21 protein-coding genes are annotated in these 21,052 nt (G+C 70.7%); 11 read left to right on the top strand and 10 right to left on the bottom strand.

Features of this window, described 5'->3' with window-relative positions; genetic code table 11:
• Window positions 1-24: 24 nt before the first annotated feature.
• From ACIBK4_RS12920 to ACIBK4_RS12900, 5 genes are all read right to left on the bottom strand, one after another.
• Window positions 25-375 carry a DUF488 domain-containing protein gene (locus ACIBK4_RS12920; RefSeq protein WP_398994690.1) on the bottom strand — a complete coding sequence of 117 codons (351 nt, stop codon included), beginning with the start codon at window positions 373-375 and terminating at the stop codon, window positions 25-27.
• Between the two features lie 172 nt (window positions 376-547).
• On the bottom strand, window positions 548-1,231 hold the full coding sequence (locus ACIBK4_RS12915; protein WP_398994689.1) for a hypothetical protein: 684 nt from the start codon (window positions 1,229-1,231) through the stop codon (window positions 548-550).
• 37 nt (window positions 1,232-1,268) lie between these two features.
• Window positions 1,269-3,206, bottom strand: coding sequence for an SMI1/KNR4 family protein (locus tag ACIBK4_RS12910; protein WP_398994688.1), 1,938 nt, complete (start codon window positions 3,204-3,206; stop codon window positions 1,269-1,271).
• 189 nt (window positions 3,207-3,395) lie between these two features.
• Complete coding sequence (locus ACIBK4_RS12905) at window positions 3,396-3,794, bottom strand: VOC family protein (RefSeq protein WP_398994687.1); 399 nt, start codon at window positions 3,792-3,794, stop codon at window positions 3,396-3,398.
• A complete protein-coding gene (locus tag ACIBK4_RS12900; protein ID WP_398994686.1) occupies window positions 3,791-4,351 on the bottom strand; it encodes a TetR/AcrR family transcriptional regulator in 561 nt (186 codons plus the stop codon). Before ACIBK4_RS12900 ends, ACIBK4_RS12905 begins: the two co-directional genes overlap by 4 nt.
• A gap of 148 nt (window positions 4,352-4,499) precedes the next feature.
• On the opposite strand from ACIBK4_RS12900, the gene ACIBK4_RS12895 reads away from it, so the two are divergent.
• Genes ACIBK4_RS12895 through ACIBK4_RS12885 form a run of 3 tightly spaced genes read left to right on the top strand, consistent with a single transcriptional unit; the run spans window position 4,500 to window position 7,983 of the window.
• Entirely contained in the window at window positions 4,500-6,041 is a 1,542-nt protein-coding gene (locus ACIBK4_RS12895; RefSeq protein ID WP_398994685.1) for an FAD-dependent monooxygenase, read from the top strand.
• 33 nt (window positions 6,042-6,074) lie between these two features.
• Window positions 6,075-6,728 carry a CatB-related O-acetyltransferase gene (locus ACIBK4_RS12890; protein ID WP_398994684.1) on the top strand — a complete coding sequence of 218 codons (654 nt, stop codon included), beginning with the start codon at window positions 6,075-6,077 and terminating at the stop codon, window positions 6,726-6,728.
• A gap of 16 nt (window positions 6,729-6,744) precedes the next feature.
• Complete coding sequence (locus tag ACIBK4_RS12885) at window positions 6,745-7,983, top strand: erythromycin esterase family protein (protein WP_398994683.1); 1,239 nt, start codon at window positions 6,745-6,747, stop codon at window positions 7,981-7,983.
• 50 nt (window positions 7,984-8,033) lie between these two features.
• Here ACIBK4_RS12885 and ACIBK4_RS12880 read toward each other — a convergent pair whose 3' ends face one another.
• Window positions 8,034-8,726: a TetR/AcrR family transcriptional regulator gene (locus ACIBK4_RS12880; protein ID WP_398994682.1), complete on the bottom strand. Its 693-nt coding sequence runs from the start codon at window positions 8,724-8,726 to the stop codon at window positions 8,034-8,036.
• A 53-nt stretch (window positions 8,727-8,779) separates the two neighbouring features.
• On the opposite strand from ACIBK4_RS12880, the gene ACIBK4_RS12875 reads away from it, so the two are divergent.
• A complete protein-coding gene (locus ACIBK4_RS12875; protein ID WP_398994681.1) occupies window positions 8,780-9,913 on the top strand; it encodes an FAD-dependent oxidoreductase in 1,134 nt (377 codons plus the stop codon).
• 12 nt (window positions 9,914-9,925) lie between these two features.
• Here the strand turns inward: ACIBK4_RS12875 and ACIBK4_RS12870 are convergent, their stop codons facing one another.
• Window positions 9,926-10,789, bottom strand: coding sequence for a LysR family transcriptional regulator (locus ACIBK4_RS12870; protein ID WP_398994680.1), 864 nt, complete (start codon window positions 10,787-10,789; stop codon window positions 9,926-9,928).
• Between the two features lie 93 nt (window positions 10,790-10,882).
• Here ACIBK4_RS12870 and ACIBK4_RS12865 point away from each other — a divergent pair, with 93 nt between their 5' ends.
• Both ACIBK4_RS12865 and ACIBK4_RS12860 read left to right on the top strand, forming a co-directional pair.
• Window positions 10,883-11,620 carry an SDR family oxidoreductase gene (locus tag ACIBK4_RS12865; protein ID WP_398994679.1) on the top strand — a complete coding sequence of 246 codons (738 nt, stop codon included), beginning with the start codon at window positions 10,883-10,885 and terminating at the stop codon, window positions 11,618-11,620.
• 33 nt (window positions 11,621-11,653) lie between these two features.
• Entirely contained in the window at window positions 11,654-11,962 is a 309-nt protein-coding gene (locus ACIBK4_RS12860) for a thioredoxin family protein (RefSeq protein WP_398994678.1), read from the top strand.
• A gap of 164 nt (window positions 11,963-12,126) precedes the next feature.
• Here ACIBK4_RS12860 and ACIBK4_RS12855 read toward each other — a convergent pair whose 3' ends face one another.
• Window positions 12,127-12,372: a hypothetical protein gene (locus ACIBK4_RS12855; protein WP_398994677.1), complete on the bottom strand. Its 246-nt coding sequence runs from the start codon at window positions 12,370-12,372 to the stop codon at window positions 12,127-12,129.
• Between the two features lie 429 nt (window positions 12,373-12,801).
• Between ACIBK4_RS12855 and ACIBK4_RS12850 the strand changes: the two genes are divergently transcribed.
• The 4 genes from ACIBK4_RS12850 to ACIBK4_RS12835 are packed head-to-tail and all read left to right on the top strand — an operon-like array spanning window position 12,802 to window position 17,551.
• Window positions 12,802-14,226 carry a M1 family metallopeptidase gene (locus tag ACIBK4_RS12850; protein WP_398994676.1) on the top strand — a complete coding sequence of 475 codons (1,425 nt, stop codon included), beginning with the start codon at window positions 12,802-12,804 and terminating at the stop codon, window positions 14,224-14,226.
• Between the two features lie 41 nt (window positions 14,227-14,267).
• The gene (locus tag ACIBK4_RS12845) at window positions 14,268-15,014 is read left to right on the top strand and encodes a L,D-transpeptidase family protein (protein ID WP_398994675.1); all 747 of its coding nucleotides are present in this window, start codon (window positions 14,268-14,270) and stop codon (window positions 15,012-15,014) included.
• An 18-nt stretch (window positions 15,015-15,032) separates the two neighbouring features.
• A complete protein-coding gene (locus tag ACIBK4_RS12840; protein WP_398994674.1) occupies window positions 15,033-15,728 on the top strand; it encodes a response regulator in 696 nt (231 codons plus the stop codon).
• Window positions 15,725-17,551 (top strand): sensor histidine kinase, encoded by a 1,827-nt coding sequence (locus tag ACIBK4_RS12835; protein WP_398994673.1) that lies wholly within the window; start codon window positions 15,725-15,727, stop codon window positions 17,549-17,551. Before ACIBK4_RS12840 ends, ACIBK4_RS12835 begins: the two co-directional genes overlap by 4 nt.
• A gap of 364 nt (window positions 17,552-17,915) precedes the next feature.
• On the opposite strand, the gene ACIBK4_RS12830 is transcribed toward ACIBK4_RS12835, so the two are convergent.
• Window positions 17,916-19,136, bottom strand: a complete 1,221-nt coding sequence (locus tag ACIBK4_RS12830; RefSeq protein WP_398994672.1) for a saccharopine dehydrogenase family protein — start codon at window positions 19,134-19,136, stop codon at window positions 17,916-17,918.
• 136 nt (window positions 19,137-19,272) lie between these two features.
• Between ACIBK4_RS12830 and ACIBK4_RS12825 the strand changes: the two genes are divergently transcribed.
• Window positions 19,273-19,980 carry a TetR/AcrR family transcriptional regulator gene (locus tag ACIBK4_RS12825; protein ID WP_398994671.1) on the top strand — a complete coding sequence of 236 codons (708 nt, stop codon included), beginning with the start codon at window positions 19,273-19,275 and terminating at the stop codon, window positions 19,978-19,980.
• A gap of 108 nt (window positions 19,981-20,088) precedes the next feature.
• Here ACIBK4_RS12825 and ACIBK4_RS12820 read toward each other — a convergent pair whose 3' ends face one another.
• Entirely contained in the window at window positions 20,089-21,000 is a 912-nt protein-coding gene (locus ACIBK4_RS12820; RefSeq protein ID WP_398995046.1) for a LysR family transcriptional regulator ArgP, read from the bottom strand.
• Window positions 21,001-21,052: the final 52 nt, after the last annotated feature.

The raw sequence follows: 21,052 nt of genomic DNA, 5'->3' as shown, positions 1-21,052 counted from the left end.
GTAGGTCTGGGGCGGCCCGTCTCCTCACCCCTCCAGGAGGCGGGCCAGCACCGAGGCGTGACTCTGCTCCGCCGACCTGACCGCCGTCACCAGGGTCACCGGTCCCATCCGGACCAAGTTCCGCAAGGTGTGCAGGAGTTGAGCCGCCTCGGGGTCGGCGAGCTCGGCTTCGTAGCGGCTGCTGAACTCCTCGAAGGATCCCTCGTCGGCGTGGTACCAACGGCGCAGTTCGGTCGACGGGGTGATCTCCTTGGGCCACTCGTCGACCCGGGCCGCGTCCTTGGACAGGCCGCGCGGCCACAGCCGGTCGACCAGGACGCGCACACCGTCCTCCGGCTCGGGCGGATCGTAGACACGGCGCACTCGGACGGTCACGGGCGGGGCTCCCTCGGGTGGCGGTGGTGCGGCGAGCCTACGTCCGGGTGGGCACGGGCGGCGGGGCGACGCGGCGCGACTTGACCCGGGCGGGGGGCGTGGCGCTCCTTGCGTGCCGCCGGTCTTCTGGACGTCGTCCACCGAGCTGCCCCGACCTGCGCCGACAATTCCTTCAGAGCTCCGGGAGGTAGGGGCCGAAGTGGTCGGCGACGATCTCCGCGATCGCGGCGGCATCGCGGGAACCGTCGACTTCGAGCACGCGGATGCCGAGCCGGTGGGCATCGCGGACGGCGTCCTCCGCGACGAGGTGATCCCGGGCGAGGCGGTTGGCCTGGGCCCGGGCCGGATCGCTGACGCGGTGCCCGAGCGAGGCGGCGCGGGGAAGTTCGCGGAGCTGGTGCCGGCGGAACTCCGGCGTGGGCACCATGACGACCATCCGGCGCGGTGAGTCGAGGAGGGGCACGACGAGTTCGGGTCGTAGCCCCCAGCCCTCGGCGACGATCGGGTGCCCCGAGACGAGCGCGCGCAGATCGTCCAGGGCCCACTCGAACCGCTCCGGGAAACCGGCCAGGGTCTGGGCGGCCATCTCCTCCGGGGTCGAGTGGATCCACCTGTCGTCCGGGTCGGCTTCGGTGACGGGCTCGCCGAGGCCGACGCGACGGGCGATACGGCGATCGTTGTGGCCCCGGGCGTCGTGGTAGTCGTAGTGATAGGCGGTGATGCCGTACCGGAACGCCAGGAGCCGGGCCACGGTCGACTTCCCGGCCCACTGGCCGCCGCCGATCCACAGCGCGCGGTGCAAGGTGCCGAAGGGGTCCCAGATCCCGCTGTCCGCAAGGGAGTTGTGGCTGGTCATCCGCTGTCCTCCAGGGTCCCTTTGCTGGGTGCTCTCATCAGCTCAAGCGGACCACCGCGTACGTCTCGCCGTGTCTGGGCGGGCGGGTCCAGGAGCGGGTGGTGAATGTCTGCAGCCGACCGTTCACGATGGCATGACGCGGCAGAGACGCACCGAACTCCCCGGCCACCGCCTCCAGCAGCGACCGCTCCGCCACGGCCCTGTCCTCCACGTCGCCGAAGAACTGGCTCGGTTCCAGCGCGGGCGGCAGGTCACCGCTCCGCTGGATCTCTCCTTCCGCGTACGTGAACGCGTACTGCTCGACGCCGTCTTGTGCCACCGAGAGGTGGAAGAACGGTTTCCCGCCCGGTGCCCTCAAGCCGCTCCACACCACCACCGCGCGGGTGCCCGCGCCGGCGGTCGCGGCCGGGGCCGGGGAGACGAAGCGCCGGCGGTCGAACGGAGCCGGGTGGCCGTCGAAGGCGAAGCTCCAGCCGGTGCCGGCCCGGCCGACCGACATGAGAGGCCGGTCGTCGTAGGACGAGAACTCCCTGCGGTTGCGGGTCGATCTGTCGTGGAGCTCCCAGAAGGTCATGGGTTGGTTCAACACGGTGCCGTACCCGTCTCCGTCGGCTTCCCCGCCTTCCCCGCCTTTCGCTTCGTCCGCGAGACGGCCGGGCAACTCCTCCGGCTCCGCGCCTTCCACCAGGACGAACCGGTAGGACGTGCGGTTGTTGCCCCGGTCCGGTTCCGCGAGCCACGCCAGGTCGCCCGGGTCGAGGTCGGCCGTCGGCTCCGGTGCCTCGCCGGTCTGCCCGGCTCTCGGCGTGGACAGCAGCTCGCGGCCCCGCTCCGGGGTCAGAAGTGGCCCGAGCACGGGGTCGGCCAGCCATCCCAGCGGCGCCAAGTGGTCCGGTCCCAGCGGCTCCCACAGCGGAAGAGCGTTCATCAGCGTCCGCCATGCCGAGTCGGAGTCTCCCCAGCGTGCCAACTCCCGTGCCCGCTCGACCGCTTCGCCGAACGGTCCGGTCTCCGTGTACCGGTACGAGCCGTCCCGCACCCGACCCAGCGTCGCGTGAGCCTGTGCCATCAGGTCGTCGTCGGCGCCCCGCAGATGGAACCTCAGCGTGGAGTCGTCCCGGTACGAGTGTTTCGCGTGCTCGGCGACCAGGGGTGGCAGCAGGTCGGGCGTGTACCGAGGGTCCGTCACCAGGTCGTCGAAGTACACGAGGTGGGTCTGTCCGAGCAGTCGACGCAGCTGGTCACCGAGCCCGGCGGACCGCGGTCTGCCATACCCCTTGGCCTCGTCCAGCGCCTTCGCGGCCTGTTCCCAGCCGCCGCGCAGCGCCTCCAGCCGGGCCTCCTCCACCTGGGCGTCCAGCGTTCGGGTCGTGTCGTTGACGAACTCCGGCTCCTCGTCGCTCCGGTGCGCCTGAAGGCTGTGGAACTCCCGGTACACGTCTCGCATGAACGCGGTGAAGTCGGCGTGCCGTGCGGGCGGTTCGGCCAGCCAGCTCGACCAGGTGTACACGGCCCACTCGCCGTCCTCGTCCACGTCCTCGGGATCAAGGAGGACGCGCGTGACGTCGGACTCCACGTCGAGTTGCAGCGCGCGCCGCCAGAGGTCCGCCTCCCGCCGCTGCTCGGGCTCTGCCGTCTCGTCCAGGTACGTCTCGAACGTGTCCGCGAGCCCGGACGCGTTGTTGTGCCAGCGCGCGTCCTCGGTGCCCGCCAGCAGATGCACGAACCCGCCCGCGTGCCGCCACCCGTCGCTGACCTTGAGGAACTCCCGGTACGACGGGGGCATCCGGCGGCCGAGCCGCTCCTCCATGCCGGCGATCCGCTCCTCCGACGCGGCCGGGAACCCCAGCCAGCGCGCCCCTCGCGCGGCCTCGTCACGCTCGCTCAGCGTCCTGCCCTCTGCCAGCGAATCCGCCCACTCCCCGCTCCACTTGAGCAGGAAGGACCGCCAGTCGAATGCCGTGGAATCCGTCATACGCCCGATGCTGCCAGCCACCACTGACAGTGCTCCGGTGCTCCCGTGACGGAGGGCGGGGGGCGGAGGGCGGGGTGCGGGGTGCGGGGTGCGGGGTGCGGAGCGAGGGGAGACGGAAACAGGGAGCGGGTGCTTAGAAGTCGCCTGTTCGCTTTCTCCGACCGGTGGTCCGACCCAGCCGTCCGCGCCCTACCCCCGCCGTACCGCCAAAGTCCGCATGACGTCGAACTCGTTGCCCTCGGGGTCGGCCATGACCACCCAGCTTCGGTCCGGACCCTGGCCCACATCCGTCGTGGTGGCGCCGAGGCCGAGCAGTCTGGTCACCTCGTCCTCGGTGCTGGCGTCGACCGGGCTGACGTCGAGGTGGAGCCGGTTCTTGACGGTCTTGCCCTCGGGGACCTGGATGAACATCAGGGTGGGTGGCATCTGGCGGGCCCGGACCTCATCGGCGGTCGGCACCCAGGAGGCGATCTCGACCTTGCCCTCGCTCCGGTCGATCACCTTGAAGTCCAGGACCGCGCACCAGAAGGCCGCGAGCCTCTCCGGGTCACGGCAGTCGACGACCAACTCGGTGAACCTGCTTGTCATGAATCTCCTGTTTGGGTCGGGCTTGCTGAGGGTTTCCCCATGCCGGTGAAGAGGGCCTGGAGGACACGGTCGGCGTACGCATGGGTCAGGGGTTCCTGGGTGATCAGGAACTGGAAGTAGAGCGGGCCGGAGAGAATCGCCATGGCCAGGCTCAGGTCGAAGTCGGGCGCCAACTGCCCTTGTTCCTGTGCCTTCTTCAGCCGGGCGACGGTCAACTCGGCCTGCGGGGCGATGAAACGCTCGTTCAGCGCGGCGGCGACCCGTGGGTCGTACTGGGCCTCGCCGACCAGGGCCTGGTACAGCGGGCCGAAGGGCGGGTTGGCCAGGAGGTCGATGGCCGTGTGGATCTGGGTGCGCAGATCCGCAACGATGTCGCCCGTGTCGGGGTACTCCAGATCGGACTCGTGGAGTGAGAGCAGGGAGTCAAGGAACAGAGCGCCCTTGGACGGCCATCTGCGGTAGATGGTGTGCTTGCCCGCGCCGGCCCGGGCCGCGATCGCCTCGATGCTGAGCCTGGAGTAGCCGATCTCCTGGCCCAGTTCCAGAGTGGTCCGCATGATGGCTTCGGTCCGGTCGGCGCCACGCGGGTGGTCCGTTATGCGGCCACCCTATCGACACGGCACGTGCCGTTCTTGACGAATGGCGATGCGTGAACTCTCCTTTACGGCGCGGCAGGTCAACGGCCGCACCGACGGGGGAGGTTGCATGGACGCCGACGTGATCGTCGTGGGAGCCGGTCCCACCGGCCTGATGCTGGCCTGCGAACTGCGCCTGGCCGGGGTGCGCCCGCTGGTGCTGGAGCGTCAGCCGCGACGCCGGGACACCCCGAAGGCCGGTGGCCTCGGCGGGCGAATCCTGGAACTGCTGCGCCACCGGGGCCTGTTGGAGCGATGCGAGGCCGCCTGCACCGGGCCCGTCCCGGCGCCCCGGTTCCCGTTCGGTGGCGTCCACCTCGATCTGACCCGGCTCGACGATCCTCCGTTGCACGCGCTGTCGCTTCCGCAGCAGCGGCTCGAAGAGGTGCTCGACGAACGCGCCGGTGAACTCGGTGTCGAGATCCGCCGCGGGCACCAGGTGGCCGGGGTCGTGCAGGACGAGGAGTCGGTGAGCGCGCAGGTGCTCGGACCGGATGGACCGTACCGAGTGACCGCCTGCTATCTGGCGGGCTGCGACGGCGCCCGCAGCCGGGTCCGCGACGGGGCGGGCATCGCCTTTCCCGGCACCGTCTACCCCGAGGTCAACCGGCTGGCCCAGGTCACCCTTCCCGACTCGGTGACCGTGCTCGGCAACGGGGATCTCGACGTCGCCGGCCACGGTACGATCCGCGGGGGTTTCACCCGAACGGACCGTGGTCTCCTGGGAGTTGGGGCATCGCCCGACTCACCTGTGGTCTCCCTCTTCACCACCGAGGACGAGACCGTCGAGTACGACGACGACATCCCGATGTCCCTGACCGAATTCCAGGACAGCCTCCGTCGCGTCCTCGGCGCGGATCTCCCCGTGGGCGAGGCGGTCCGGCTGTCGCGGTTCACCTTCAAGGCTCGGCACGCCGAGCACTACCGAAAAGGGCGGATCCTGCTGGCCGGTGACGCGGCGCACCTGTTCCCGGCGACCGGCGTGGCCATCAACGCCGGCATGCTCGACGCGGTCAACCTGGCCTGGAAACTGGCCGCCGACGTCCACGGCCGGGCCCCCGACGGCCTGTTGGACAGCTACCACGACGAACGGCACCTCGCCGGCGAGCGCACCATGCTGCACACCCGGGCCCAAGTGGCGCTCCGGCGCGGCACCGACCCGGCCGCCGAGGCACTCCGCGAGGTCTTCCAGGAGCTGCTCGCCGACGAGCAGCCGCAGCGCCGCCTGGGGACGCTCATCGCGGGCTCCGACATCCGTTACCCGATGCCCGGATCATCCGGCCACCACCCGCTGGCCGGAGCGTTCGTCCCCGACCTCACCCTGCACGGCGACGGGGGAGTGACCGGCGTCGGTGAACTTCTGCACACCGCACGGCCCGTCCTCCTGGACCTCGCCGACCGCGAGGACCTCCGCCGGGCGGCCGCGGGCTGGCACTCCCGCGTCGACATCCACACCGCCAAGACCGACGACCGCCCCGCCGACGCCCTCCTCATCCGCCCCGACGCACACATCGCCTGGGCCGCGGCCGTCGACGAGTCCCGCGACGACGCCGTGCCGGCGCTGCGCGAGGCACTCACCCACTGGTTCGGCGCCCCCGACAACCGCGCCTGACCCTCCCGCCCTTCGGAAAGGAACCGCTCACCGATGCCGCCCGTTCCCGCCGACCCGACCCTGCTGCATCCGATGCCGGACCAGCCCCGGGTCGTGCTCCTCAAGCCTCTGGTGACCTCACCGCTGATCGAGGTCGGGGAGTTCACGTACTACGACGATCCCGACGACCCGACGGCCTTCGAGACCCGCAACGTCCTCTACCACTACGGGCCCGAGAAGCTCGTCATCGGGAAGTTCTGCGCGCTGGGGGAGGGCGTGCGGTTCATTATGAACGGCGCCAACCACCGGATGGACGGCCCCTCGACGTTCCCCTTCCCGATCATGGGCGGTTCCTGGGCCGACCACTTCGACCTCATCACCGGTCTGCCCGGACGGGGCGACACAACGGTGGGCAACGACGTGTGGTTCGGGTACGGGACCATGGTGATGCCCGGCGTCCGCATCGGTCACGGGGCGATCATCGCCTCCGGCTCCGTCGTCGTCGACGACGTCCCCGACTACGGCATCGTCGGCGGGAACCCCGCGCGGCTGCTGCGCCGCCGGTACAGCGACGCCGACATCGAGCGCCTTCTCGCGCTGGCCTGGTGGGACTGGCCGCTGCCGCACCTCACCGACCATCTCCGTACGGTCATGTCGGGCACCGTCGACGACCTGGAGGCCGTAGCACCCGGTCCCTCCCCGCGCTGAGAATCGAGCCGCCCGCATGCCCCGTTCGACCCCCGGCACCCCGTTCACCGAGTGGCTCCGCGAACACGCAGTCCCGCTCGCCCACCTCGACCCCGAGGCACCGCTCGACGACCTGGCACCGCTGCGTGACCTCATCGGTGACGCCCGTGTCGTCGCGATCGGTGAACACTCCCATTTCATCGAGGAGTTCGCGCTTCTGCGCCGACGCCTGCTGCGGTTCCTGGTCGAGCGCTGCGGCTTCACCGTCCTGGCCTTCGAGTACGGCTTCAGCGAAGGCGTCCCGCTGGACGCCTGGGCCCGGGGAGAGGGAACCGAGGAGGACCTCGCGACCCATCTCGCCACGGCGATACCCGTGGGCCTCACCGAACCCCTGCAATGGGTGCGCCGACACAACCGCACCGCCGTCTCATCACCGGTGCGCTTCGCCGGGGTCGACATCCCGGCGGCGGGCGGGTCCCTGCTGCCCGCCCTGGCTCCGGTCACCGACTACCTGCGCCGCGTCGACCCCGAGACCGTACCGGCGGTCGAGACGGCGATGAAGATCGCCGCATCGTTCGCCGGAGGCTCCGCGGCCGTGGCCGCACCCGCCTGGGCGCGCCTGCCCGCCGCCGAACAGGACGCCCTCACCGCGACCTTCGCGCGCCAGCTCGTCCGGTTCCGCGCACTCGAACCGCTCTACGCCACCCAGGGCGACCGGCACGACTACGACCTCGCCCTGCACCGCCTCGAAGGCGCCTGCCACGGCGACTACACCTTCCGCGCGATGGCCGGCCTGTTCGCGGGGGACGGTCTCACCGCCGACACCTCGGCGCGGGACGCCTACATGGCCAGGTCGGTCCTCTGGCACCTGGAACATCTCGATCCCGGCGCCCGTGTCGTCCTGGTCGCCCACAACGCCCACATCCAGACCACGCCCATCTCCTTCGACGGGCAGCTCACAGGGCTCCCCATGGGACAGCACCTGCAACGTGCGCTCGGCGACGACTACTTCGCCCTCGGGCTGACCAGCGTCACCGGCGTCACGGCAGACATGCGGCGCGACGAGAAGGCACCCTTCGGTTTCACCCTCGACGACATGGTGTTGGAAGCGCCCGAACTCGGAAGCGTCGAAGCCTCCTTCGCCGACGCCGGTTCCGGACTCGGCATCGCCGATCTCCGCAGGCACGCACGGAGGCGTCCGACGGCCCCGACCGCATTCGGCTGCAGGGTACCTACGTGCGTACCCCTGTCGTCGATGCCTTCGACGCCGTACTGAGCACCCCTGCCTCCACCGTCACCAAGGACCTGCGCATCTGAGGCGGGGCGTCACGTCGGTGGCCCGGTGAGTTTGGCGGCCACGGCGTCGAGGACCCAGTCCAGGCCGGTGGCGAAGGAGGTCTCGGCGTCCACGTCCGTGGCGTCGTGCACAGCCTTGGCCAGTGCGGGGAAGCGGCCCGTGGCCAGCATCCTCGTCACATGCGGGCCGTGGGCGCGCTGCCAGTCGTGCTTGGACAGGCCGGTGGCGCGCTCCGCCCGGAGGTTCGCGATCTCGCGCCGGATCGCGCCGGTGACGTAGGCGCCGACCGTTCCCGCGGCGCGCATGACGGTGTCGATGTCGGTGCGGCCGTCGAGGGCGGCCAGCGTGGCCTCGGTCACGGCGAGGCCGTTCGGGCCCAGGGTCGGTCGGCCGCCGAGCAGGTCGGCCAGCCATTCGTGACGCAGCGCGGTCTGCCTGGTCCGGAGGGCGAGGACGCGCAGCGCCTCCCGCCAGTCGTCGGACTGTTCCTCGGGGAGAATCTCGGCCTGGACCTCGTCCACCATGAGGTCGAACAGCTCCTCCTTGGTGGCGATGTATCCGTAGAGCCGCATCGGGCCGGCGTTCAGCCGGGCGGCGACCTTGCGCAACGACACCGCCTCCAGCCCGCCCTCGTCGGCCAGGGCGATGGCGGCGGCGACGATCCGCTCGCGGTCGAGCGGCACGGGTCGAGTCGGCGGCTCCGGCCGGTCCCAGACAGTCATGATCTCACCGTACCGTTGCGATACATCGTCATGAGTCAATACAGTGTATCGACATGAGACATCGCATCGCAGTGGTCGGGGGCGGTCCTGCCGGCCTCACCTTCGCCCGAGTCCTGCACCGACACGGTCACCCCGTCACCGTCCTCGAACGCGAGCCCGGCCCCGACGCCCGGCCTCCGGGCGGCACGCTGGACCTGCACGAAGGGATGGGCCAGCTCGCGCTGGAAAAGGCGGGGCTGCTGGCGGAGTTCCAGGAGCTGTCCCGTCCCGAGGGGCAGGCCATGCGCATCCTGGACACGGACGGGACCGTCCTGCGCGACTGGCGGCCCCGTCCGGACGAGCGGGCCAACCCCGAGATCGACCGCGGGCACCTCCGTGACCTGCTGCTCGGCCCTCTCGACGTCCAGTGGGGGCGGGGCGTGACGCGGGTGGTGCCGGGGAAGGGACGGGACGGCGTACGGGTCGACTTCGCGGACGGGCGACAGGAGACGTTCGACCTCGTGATCGGCGCGGACGGCGCCTGGTCCCGGACCCGCCCGGCGGTCTCGCCGGCGACGCCGCACTACACCGGCGTCACCTCGGTCGAGACCTCCCTCGACGACGTCGACACCCGCCACCCCGACCTCGCCCGGCTGATCGGCGACGGTTCCGTGGCCGTGTACGGCGTGAACCGAGGTCTCGTCGCCCAGCGCAACAGCGGCGGTCACGTCAAGGTGGGCGCCAAGTTCCGCGCGCCGCTGGACTGGCACACGGATCTGGATCTGGATCTGGCCGACGTGGAGGCCGTGCGATCGGGCCTGCTGACCCTGTTCGACGGCTGGGCAGCTCCCGTTCTCGACCTCCTCTGCCGGGGCACGGCTTTCGTTCACCGCCCCCTCTACGTCCTCCCCGTGTCCCACACCTGGGTCCACGTCACCGGGGTGACGCTGCTGGGCGACGCCGCCCATCTGATGCCCCCGTTGGGCGCGGGCGCGAACCTCGCGATGCTGGAAGGCGCCGAACTCGCCGAGTCCCTCGCTGCCGCCTCCGGTCCTGATGAACTGGACGACGCCGTCCGCGCCTTCGAGGAGCGGATGTGGGCCCGGGCGGGCAAGTGGGCGCGGATCACGGCCGACGGCCTGGAACGACTGGTGAGCCCGGACCCCACCGAAGCCCTCGCCGTCTTCGACGAGGTTCAGCCGGCCTGAGCCGGGCGCGAGTCAGAGCCGGGTGGCCGTGCGGATCAGTCCCGCGAGGGCGAGGGAACGGCTGTGGGCCGGCCAGGCGATGTGGGTGACGACAGGGGGTGCGTCGGTCAGGGGGACGGCGGTGTGCCCGGCCCACAGCCAGGAGCGGGCGGAGTCGGGGAAAATGGCCATGGTGCGTCCCAGGGCGATCAGTTGGGCCAGCTGGGTCTGGTCGTGGATCTCGGGACCTGGGCCGGGCGGGTACGTGCCGTGGTCGGGCCAGCGGGCGAGCGGAAGATCGGGGAGGTCGGCGACGTCGGCCAGCGACAGGGCCGTGCGCAGGGCGAGGGCGTGCCCGGCGGGCAGGACGGCGATCTGTCCCTCGGTCATCAGAGCCTCGGTGTCGAACCCGGCGAGGGAGTTGTACGGCGCGTGCATGAGCGCCACATCGGCACGGCCGTCGCGCAGCAACTCCGGCTGCTCGCACATCCCGCACGGCAGCACCTCGATCTCGGCGGCGCCGGGCTCGGACGCGTAGGCGTCGAGAAGCTTCCGCAGCAGTTCGTGGGACGCGGCGGCCTTCACCGCCAGCACCAGGCGGTCGCGGGGACCGCCCGGACGGTCGGCGCCACCGGCGCGACGGGTACGGCGGGCGGCGGCGGTGCTCGCGTCGAGGGCGGCGCGGCCCTCGTGCAGCAGAACCTCTCCGGCGGCGGTCAGGGCGACCCCGCGACGGTCGCGTTCCAACAGGCGGACGCCGAGGCGCCGTTCGAGCTGCTGGATCGCCCGGGACAACGGCGGCTGGGCCATGCCCAGGCGCTCGGCGGCGCGGCCGAAATGCAGTTCCTCGGCTACGGCCAGGAAGTACCTCAACTCGCGGGTCTCCAAGGTGTCCACGGCCCCACCCTAGTCCGGTGATACCCACCGGGTATGACAGGGCACCGTATCGGTGTTGGCCGCACCGCTCGTCCGCGCGTGACCATCAACGGCATGAGCGAAACGAAGATCGCGCTGGTGACCGGCGCGAACAAGGGAATCGGGTACGAGATCGCGGCCGGGCTGGGTGCCCTCGGGTACCGCGTGGGTGTGGGAGCCCGAGAGGAGAGCCGGCGCGAGAGCGCCGTGGAGAAGCTGCGCGCCGCCGGGGTTGACGCGTTCGGGGTGCCGCTGGAGGTGACCGGCGACCGGAGCGTCACCGCTGCCGCGGAACTCGTCGAACGGCGGGCCGGGCGTCTGGACGTCCTGGTCAACAACGCCGGAATCTCGGGGGAGATGGGGCCGGGATGGATCCAGGACCCGACCACGCTCGACCTCGACCTGGTCCGCACGGTCGTGGAGACCAACGTCATCGGTGTCATCCGGGTGACCAACGCGATGCTGCCGCTGCTGCGGCGCTCGACATCGCCCCGCATCGTCAACATCTCCAGCGCCGTGGGCTCCTTGACCCGGCAGGCGGACCCGGGCATCGACATCGGTCCCGTCATGGCGGCCTACGCGCCGTCGAAGTCGTTCCTCAACGCCGTCACCGTGCAGTACGCCCGGCAGTTGGCCGACACGAACATCCTGATCAACGCCGCCTGCCCGGGCCTCGTCGCGACCGACTTCACCGGCTTCCACGGACCCCGCACCCCCGAGCAGGGCGCGGCCACCGCGATCCGGCTCGCCACACTGCCCGACGACGGCCCGACCGGCGCGTTCTTCGAGGACGACGGCGTCGTGCCCTGGTAGCTCCCGGCGCGCCAGCTCCGTGACGCGAGCGCGGTGACTCCCATCGCCGACCAGGCCGAGCTCGACGCGGCGCTGGCCGTCAACCCGCGGGTCGTCGTCATGTTCGAGGCGAGCTGGTGCGGTCCGTGCAAGCAAATCGCCCCGAAGTACGCGCAGTTCGCTGCGGCATACGGCGCCATCCAGTTCCTGAGCGTGGACGTGGACGTTGCCGAGGACGTCGCCCTCAAGTACGACATCTCCTCGATGCCGAACTTCGTGACGATCCGGGACGGCAAGGAGATGGACCGCTTCTCCGGTGCGAACCCTGAACGGCTTGAGGAAAAGCTGAAGGCAATGGCCTGACAGTCGGCGAATTGTCGGGTGACGCCCCGTAGTGCGGGGCCGTGATGCGACGGGGGCGACGGGCTGGCTGCCCGCCATGAGCGCCCTGCCCAACAGCACCGGAAAGCCGTAGACCCACCGGCACTGGTCTGCTCTGAGACTCCGAGTCGCCCGGTGTTCGTGGCTCAGGGGTGGGCCGATGCCAGGGCCGTGCGGATCTCGGCGGCGGAGGCGGGAGCGGCCGGCTCGTTCCTGTACTGGTCGTTCTTGGTCACCGAGTACGGCGTGCAGAATGCCGGAGTGCCCACTTGGGAGCGCCGGCTTTCGGTGAGCGGTCCTATGTCCACGGAGTCGAATCCGTGGAGCGAGAGCAGCTTGGCGGCTTGCTTCTTCGCGAAACCCGATCTGCGGGTGGGGTTCGTGTTCGGCATGGACCGGGTCTCCGTGTCCGGCCTCCCGGCCGACTTTGGAGCACCCACACTCTCCTCACTCCCGGCCGGGCCGTCCCGCCCGCGCCGTCTGCTGACCGCCGTGGTTGCCACCGCGCTACCTCAAGCGCTGGAAGGCTACCGCCCGGTTCGTGAACCGCACGGCCCAACTGGCCGCGCCGCAGTAGAAGACGTGGGCCGGATCGCGACTGTACGCAAGGCCTGCCTACGGCGCGGATTCATCGGTCGGAGCGATCCCGGCCGAGGTGGGCGCGCCGTTCGGCTCGGCGTAGGAGCGGGGGCGGTTCGTGTCGGCCCGCGAAAGGCATCCCCCCCGCCCCACAAGTTTGCCTTCACAAGAGGGATTCCGAGGGAGTCGGCGGCCTAGTCTCTGAGGCGGATGATCAACCCCCCTCACCCGTAGGAGCGCATGTGACGCAACTCCGGCAGCAGTCCACAAGACGCACCGCTGTCCTCCGCCGCAGCGCCGTCGTGGCCACCGTCCCCGTCGCCCTCGCGGCCCTGCTCGCGGCCGCCGCACCCGCCGGTGCCACCACGATCGGCTCGGCCGGCGTGGGAGACCCGTACTTCCCGCTCTCCGGGAACGGCGGCTACCACGTCGCCCATTACGGCCTGACGCTCCGGTACGACCCGACGAGCCGCCGGCTCGACGGCACCGCGGTCCTCAGCGCCCGCGCCACCGAGAAGCTCACCCGCTTCGACCTCGACTTCAAGGGCCTCACCATCACCGGCCTCACCGTCGACCACGTCAAGGCGGACTACCGCCGTGACGGACAGGAACTCGTCGTCACCCCGCGCCGGACCCTGCGCAAGGGGCAGCGCTTCCAGGTCACCGTCACCTACAACGGCATCCCCCAGCAGGTCACCGACCCCGACGGCTCGGCCGACGGCTGGATCGCCACCGACGACGGCGCCTTCGTGGCCGGCGAGCCGCAGGGCGCGATGAGCTGGTTCCCGGCGAACAGCCACCCCAAGGACAAGTCGTCGTACGACTTCACGATCACGGTCCCGCAGGGCCGCACCGCGGTCGCCAACGGCGTGCTCCTCGGGCAGCAGACCGCGCACGGGAAGACCACGTTCCGGTGGCACGCGCCCGAGCCGATGGCCGCGTATCTCGCCACCGCGACGGTCGGGAAGTTCAAGGTCGAGCAGTACACCACCCGCGACGGGGTCAAGGTGTACAACGCCGTCGATCCGCGTGAAGTCGCCGCCGCCGAGCCCGTGTTGAAGAAACTGCCCTCCGTCCTGGAGTGGGAGAGCAAACTGTTCGGGCCGTACCCGTTCCGCTCGGCCGGGTCGATCGTCGACCACGCGCCGGACGTCGGGTACGCGCTGGAGACGCAGGGGCGGCCGATCTACGACTCGGCGCCGGACCTCAGCACCCTCGTGCACGAGAACGCCCACCAGTGGTTCGGGGACTCCGTGTCGCTGACCTCCTGGAAGGACATCTGGCTCAACGAGGGCTTCGCGACCTACGCGGAGTGGCTCTACAGCGAGCAGCACGGCGGCAAGACCGCCCAGCAGAGCTTCGACGCGCTGTACGCCCGCAAGGCGACCGACGGCCTGTGGGCGTTCCCGCCCGGCGACCCGGGCAGCGGCGCCAACATCTTCGGCACCCCGGTGTACGCCCGCGGCGCCATGGCCCTGCACGAACTCCGCCTGGCCGTAGGCGACAAGACCTTCTTCGCGATCCTGCGGGCCTGGGCGCGAGCGCACCGCTACGGGCACGGAACCACCGCGCAGTTCGTCAGCCTGGCGGAGCGGAAATCGGGCACACGACTCGATGCCCTCTTCCACACCTGGCTCTACACGAAAGGCAAGCCGGCCCAGCCGTAGGAACTGACGAGTTCCTCACATGTGTCGGTCATCGTCGACTCATGATCACTCGTATTCCCTCGGTCGCACTGGTCGCCGCATCCGTTCTCCTCACGGGATGCGGCGGCGGTGCGCTGGCGGCGACGGACCACGCGTCCGCCCCCACTTCCGCCTCCTCGTCCGCGCCGTCGCCCTCGTCGGAGATATCCGCCGAGGCGGCACCCCGCCAACTCCCGGGCGTGGGGCCCAAGATGCTCGCCCGCATACCGGCCGCCACCGAACAGGTCGTCCTGGTCACCGGGCGGGGCGCGAACTCGCCCCTCTCCACCCTCGCGCTGTACGAGCGCACCGACGACGGCTGGGAACAGACCGTCAGCTGGGCCGCGCACAACGCGCTCAAGGGCTGGTCGGACCACCACATGGCCGGTGATCTGCGCTCGCCGATCGGTGTCTATTCGCTCACCGACGCGGGCGGGCTGCTCAAGGACCCGGGCACCAAGCTGTCGTACGACCACGGGTCGGGCTTCGTCTCGCCCGGCACCGGCTTCGAGGGCGAACCCCTCGCCGGGTCCTTCGACTACGTGATCGCCATCAACTACAACCGGCAGCCCGGCACTTCACCCCTCGACTGGACCCGTCCCCTCGGTTCCTCGCGCGGCGGCGGCATCTGGATCCACGTCGACCACGGCGGTCCCACCCACGGCTGCGTCAGCATCGCCGAGGACCACATGAAGGAACTCCTGCGCACCCTGGACCCGGCCCGGCACCCCGTCGTCGTCATGGGCGACGCCGCCGCCCTCGACCACTGACCGCTTAGGATCCGCCAGGTGTGCGCACATGTGCTGGTCGCCGAGGACGACGAGATGCAGGCCGAGCTGATACGACGCTCCCTGCTGACGGAAGGCCACACCGCGACCGTGGTCCACGACGGGGCCGCCGCCATCACGGCGGCCCGGAAGCTGAGACCCGACCTCGTGGTGCTCGACCTCATGCTGCCGCTGATCGACGGCTTCGGGGTGTGCCGGGCGCTGAGAGAGGACGACATCCCCGTCCTGATGCTCACCGCCCGCTCCACCGAGGACGACGTCCTGCTCGGCCTCGAACTCGGCGCCGACGACTACATGACCAAGCCGTACAGCCCGCGCGAGCTGATGGCCCGCATCCGTACGGTCCTGCGGCGCAGCGGCCGGACCACCGAGGACCGGCAGGAGGACACCGTCGTCCGGGCGGCGGGGCTGTCCGTCGACGCGGTACGGCACGAGGTGCGCTGCGACGGGGTGCCCGTGGACTGCACACCGGCCGAGTTCGAGATCCTCCTCGCGATGACCGCGGAGCCCGAACGGGTCTTCTCCCGGCGGCAGTTGCTCCAGTACACCCGGGGCCTCGACCGGGCGTCCACGGAACGGGCCGTCGACGTCCACATCATGAACCTGCGCAAGAAGATAGAGGCCGACCCGCGCCGCCCGGTCCGGCTGCTGACCGTGTTCGGCGTCGGCTACAAGCTGCGCGGCGGTCGCGCGTGAGGCCCCGGATACCGCTGCGCAAGCGGCTGTTGGTCCGGCTGCTCGTCGCCACCGTGCTGATCGCGCTCTGCTCGGTCGGGGCGACGGCCTGGCTCGCGGTGGAGACCACCACCCGGGCCATCCAGGAGGAACAGGGCCAGGACCTCGCGGACGACATGCGCATCCTCGCGCAGCTCAGCGGCTACGCCGCGACGCACCCCGAATGGACGGGCGTCGCACCCACCGTCCGCGCGCTGTCGAAGAAGATGGGCCGCCGCATAGCCCTCACGACCACCGACCGCACCCTCATCGCCGACTCCGCACCGCACGGCACCTCACTGCCGCCCCGCGCCGCCGCGAACGTCGACCCCCTGCACACCGACACGTACACGGAACCGGGCGCGCAGCTCAGCGGCCTCGACCCCCGGGTCGTCGGACCGTACCGGCTGACCGCGAAGGAGCGGGTCCGGCTGGCTGAGCTGGCCAAGGAGCGTCAGGCGTGCTTCAAACAGAGCGGAATCGACACGACCATCACGGTGACGCCGAGCGGCCGTCCCGTCCTCACCGACGCGGACGGCAACAACGCCAATGACTCCGTGCCCACGCCGTGCGCCGACGGGAGGCTCAACACCCCGACCGCCACCGAGGGCAAGGCGCTGAAGAGCCTGCTCGTGAGCGCCCGGCCCTGCCTGTCGCGGGAAGGCGTGGGCTTCAAGGTCCCGTACTTCGGGGTCGACGTCTTCGACAAGAGCCTCGGCTCCCGCTACACCATCGGCGCGTACAACAAGCTTGGCGACGCGGGCGACATACGCAAGGCGCAGGCCTGCACCGACAACGCCCGCCGCGCCCAACTCGACCCCTATGTCGCACCGGTGGCCGAACTCTTCCTGGGCGGCGGCGACACCACCGCCCCCCGCTTCGACGTCTCCCCGGCGAACAAGGCCAAGGTCGTCGGCGCGGCCGCCGCGGTCCTCGCCCTCACCGTCCTCGTCACGGCCGTAGTGGCGACCCGGCTCGTACGGCCCCTGCGCGCGCTGACCGAAGCGGCCCAGCAACCACCCGAGCTGCACGTCCGGGTGCCGGTGAAGACCCGGGACGAGACCGGCATCCTGGCCGAGGCCTTCAACGACCTCACCGAACGACGGGAACGCATGGAGGCCCAGCGCAAGGCCATGGTCAGCGACATCGCCCATGAACTCCGCAGCCCCCTCACCAACATCCGCGGCTGGCTGGAGGTCACCCGCGACGGCTTCGTCGAACCCGACCCGGCGCTGCTCGGCTCCCTGCACGAGGAGGCGATGGTCCTCCAGCGCGTCATCGACGACCTCCAGGACCTCGCCGCCGCCGACGCCGGCACCCTGCGCCTGCACCGCGAACCCGTGCGCGTCCAGGACCTCGTCGACCAGGTCGTCGCCGCGTACCGCGTCTCCGCCGACACGGCCGGGGTCACCCTCACCGGCAAGACGGACAACTCCCTCTGGCTGGAGGCGGATCCGGTCCGTATGCGTCAGGTCCTCGGCAACCTCGTGTCCAACGCGCTGCGCCACACTCCGGCCGACGGCACCGTCACCGTGACCGCGTGGCGCGACGGCGACGACATCGTCCTGACCGTCGCCGACACCGGCATCGGCATCGCACCCGAGAACCTCCCGCACGTCTTCGAACGCTTCTGGCGCGCCGACCAGTCCCGCAGCCGCCGCACCGGAGGCAGCGGCCTGGGCCTGTCCATCGTCCGCGACCTGGTCGCCGCCCACGACGGCACGGTCGAGGCGACGAGCGAGCCCGGTGCGGGGTCGGTATTCACGCTGCGCCTGCCCAACTCCAGGGCGCCGGAAGGGGATTAGCGGCGGTTCGGCTCACGTTCGCCGGGCGGGGGTTGGCGACGGCTCGACTCGCGCCCACTGAACGAGGGTTGGTAACGGCCTGGCCGGGTCCACTGTATGAAGGTTGGTTGCGGTCGACTCGCGTCCACCGGGCGGGGATTGACGACCGCTCAATCCACGTCCACCGGCAGGGAATTGGCGACCGCCCAACTCCAGGCCACTGGAAGGGGTCTGGAGACCGCCAGACTCAAGTCCGCTGGAAGGGATTTGGTGACCGCCGAACGCGCGTCCACCGACCGGGGATTTAAGCCCATCCAACTCCCGTCTGCCCGAGGGTGATTGACGCCCCCTCAACTCGCCGCCACCTCCGGGCGATCGAGCGTGATCACTGCTCCCGCAGCCCCCACGGCGACCCGTACGCCGTCAGCAGGTCCAGGAACGGCCCGGCCGGGAACGCCTCCGGGCCCAGCACGCCCGAGCCGCTCCACGCGCCCGTGGCGAGCAACTCCAGGGCGATCACCGGGTTGATGGCGGTCTGCCAGACCACCGCCTGGGAGCCGTACTCCGTCATCGACCACTGGTTGTCGACCACGTGATAGAGGTACACCTCGCGCGGCGCCCCGTCCTTCGTGCCACGCACCCACGTGCCGGCACAGGTCTTGCCGTGCATACGGTCGCCCAGGGTCGCGGGGTCGGGCAGACAGGCGGCCACAACATCACGCGGTGACACGGCAGTTGGCCCCGAGGCGCTGGGCACGGTGACCGGCTCGGTGCGGTCAAGTCCCAGCAGGTGCAGGGTCTTCAGGGTCTCGATGAACTCATTGCCCAGCCCGTACTTGAAGGTGACCCGGCGCGCGTCGAGCCAGCGCGGGACGAGCAGCACCTCCTCGTGCTCCACGTTCACGCACTCGACCGGACCGATGCCCTCGGGGAAGTCGAACACCTCGGGCTCACTGAACGGTTCGGTGGTGAACCAGCCCCGGTCGGCCTCGTAGACGACCGGAGGGTTCAGGCACTCCTCGATCGTGGTCCAGATGCTGAAGGAGGGCGCGAAGTCATAGCCGTCGACGGTGAGGTTCGCCCCGTCGCGGATGCCGATCTCCTCGATCTCGTCGAAGAGTTCATCGGCCGCGTACCGCGCGAACACGTCCGAGAGTCCCGGCTCCACCCCCATCCCGACGAGGGCCAGCGCACCCGCCTTCTCCCACTCCTCCGCCTCCGCGAACTGCGCGTCCCCGAGCTTGACCCCGCACTCCTCGTACGGCCGCTCGGGATGCGGCCGGGACAACGACATGGCCATGTCGAGGTAGTTGGCCCCGGCGGCCCGCGCCGCCCGGAACAGGGGCAGGACGAAACGCGGGTCGGTCGCGTTGAGCAGCACATCGCAGTCCTGCGCACGCAGCGCCGCCACGACCGCTTCCTCGTCGCTCGCGTCCAGCCGTTCGGCGCTGAACCGGCCGCCGTCGGCCCCGAGCGCCGCGACCGCGGCCTCCGCACGGGAGAGGTCGTAGTCGGCGACCACCATCGCGTCGAAGAACGGACGCCGGGCCGCGATCCGGGTGACCGCGGTCCCCACACCACCGGCTCCCACGAGCAGTACACGCATGGCAAGAACTCCTTCACTGCCGAACTACAGAGGTCAGCGGGCCCTGCCGGAGATACAACGCCGGTCGCGCGGATAAGGTCAATGGCGTTGGCATAAGACCACGCATGGACACGCAAGGACATGCAAGGAGGCCGTGATGCCGAAACCGGTGGTGTCCGAGGAGAAGCGGCGACGGCGCCGTCCCACCAAGAGCGGCACGGTCCTGTCCGAGCGGCTGATCGTCGACACGGCCCTGCGCATGCTGCGCGAACACGGCAGCGCGGGCCTGACCGCCCGCCGCCTGGGCCTGGCCCTGGACGCCGACCCCAGTACCCTCTACCGCTACTTCAGGGGCATGGACGAGCTGACCCTGGCCATCGGCGACGCCCTCGTCGGCCAGGCGCTGCGGGGCTGGGAGCCGACGGGGGAGTGGCGGGCCGACCTGCGCGCGATCGGCCTGCGCATCCACGCCGCGTACGTCGCCCACCCACAGGCCGCCCAACTGACGGCGAGCCGTGTCACCGGCCGCCCCAACGAACTGGCCGCCGACGAGGCCGTGTTGGACGTCCTGCGCACGGCGGGCTTCCCCCTGGCGGACACCGTGCGGATCTACCACGCCTTCATCGACCAGACCCTGGCCTTCGCCGCCCTCGACGCCGCGTCCCTGGCCCTGCCGAGCGATTCGCTCCGCGCCGACGAGAACATGTGGCGCTCGACGTATGCCCGCCTGCCCCGCACCACCCACCCCCGCATCGCCGAGGCGGCCCCACTCCTGGCGGCCCGCATGGTCGACAGCGCGTATCCGACGGCCCTGGAAATGCTGCTGGACAGCGCATCCGCTCAGCTGAAGGCCGTCCGCCCCTGAACAGCCCGAGCATGTTCCACAGGGCTGGGGGCAGCGCCCCAGAGGGGCGCGGGGAACTGCGCGACCAGCCACGACGCCGCCGCGGACAAACAACGACACACCGCACCCCTACGACGGAGCCGCACGCAACACCTCCCCCGCCACCCCCAAAACCGCCCCCGCCACCGCCGCCAACGCCGGCGAATCCAACTTCCACTGCTGCCAGTACAACGGCACGTCGACCGACCGCGACGGCGCGAAGTCCACCAGCCTCCCGGCACGCAACAGCGGAGCCGCCTGCATCTCCGGCACCATGCCCCACCCCAGCCCCGCGGCCACCGCCTCGACAAACCCCTCCGAGGTCGGCACCAGATGCCGTACCGCACTCGCCGCACCCCGCCCGCGCCGCAGCCGTCGTACGAAGGAGTCCTGGAAGTCGTCCCGTCGGTCGAAGGTCACCACCGGCGCCTCGGCCAGCGCGTCCCGCAGGGAACCGCCACCCAGATACGCCTCCCTGAACTCCGGGCTCGCCACCGGCAGATACCGCATCCGCCCCAGCGCCCGCACCGAGCACCCCGGCACGGCGTCCGGCGACGAAGTCACCGCCGCCATCACCAGCCCCTCGCGCAACAGAGCCGCCGTATGGTCCTCGTCCTCGCGACGGAGTTCGAAGCAGACCCGCATCTCGCGCGGAACACGGGTGAGCGCGCCCAGGAACCAGGTGGCGAGCGAGTCGGCGTTCACCGCGACAGACACCCGGGTCGCCTCACCCGCCCCGCTCATCCCCAACTCGGCACGCGCATCCCGCTCCAGCCGGGCGAGTTGGCGGGCGAACCGAACGACCACCTCGCCGGATTCCGTCGTCCGTACCGGCTTGGTGCGCAGCAACAGGACCCGGCCCGTGCGCTGTTCCAGGGCCTTCACGCGCTGGCTCACCGCCGACGGAGTCACATGCAGCGCGGAGGCCGCCGCGTCGAACGTGCCCTCGTCCACCACCGCGAGCAGCGTCCGTACCTGATCGAGTGGAAGCTCCGAAACCATCACGAGCGCTAATGTTACGTAAGAATCTTTAGCTGTACTCCAGCCATCGGTG

Origin of the sequence: Streptomyces sp. NPDC050528 (assembly GCF_044457795.1) — a bacterium.
GTDB lineage: Bacteria > Actinomycetota > Actinomycetes > Streptomycetales > Streptomycetaceae > Streptomyces.
This window is presented reverse-complemented; position numbering and strand designations above follow the sequence as displayed.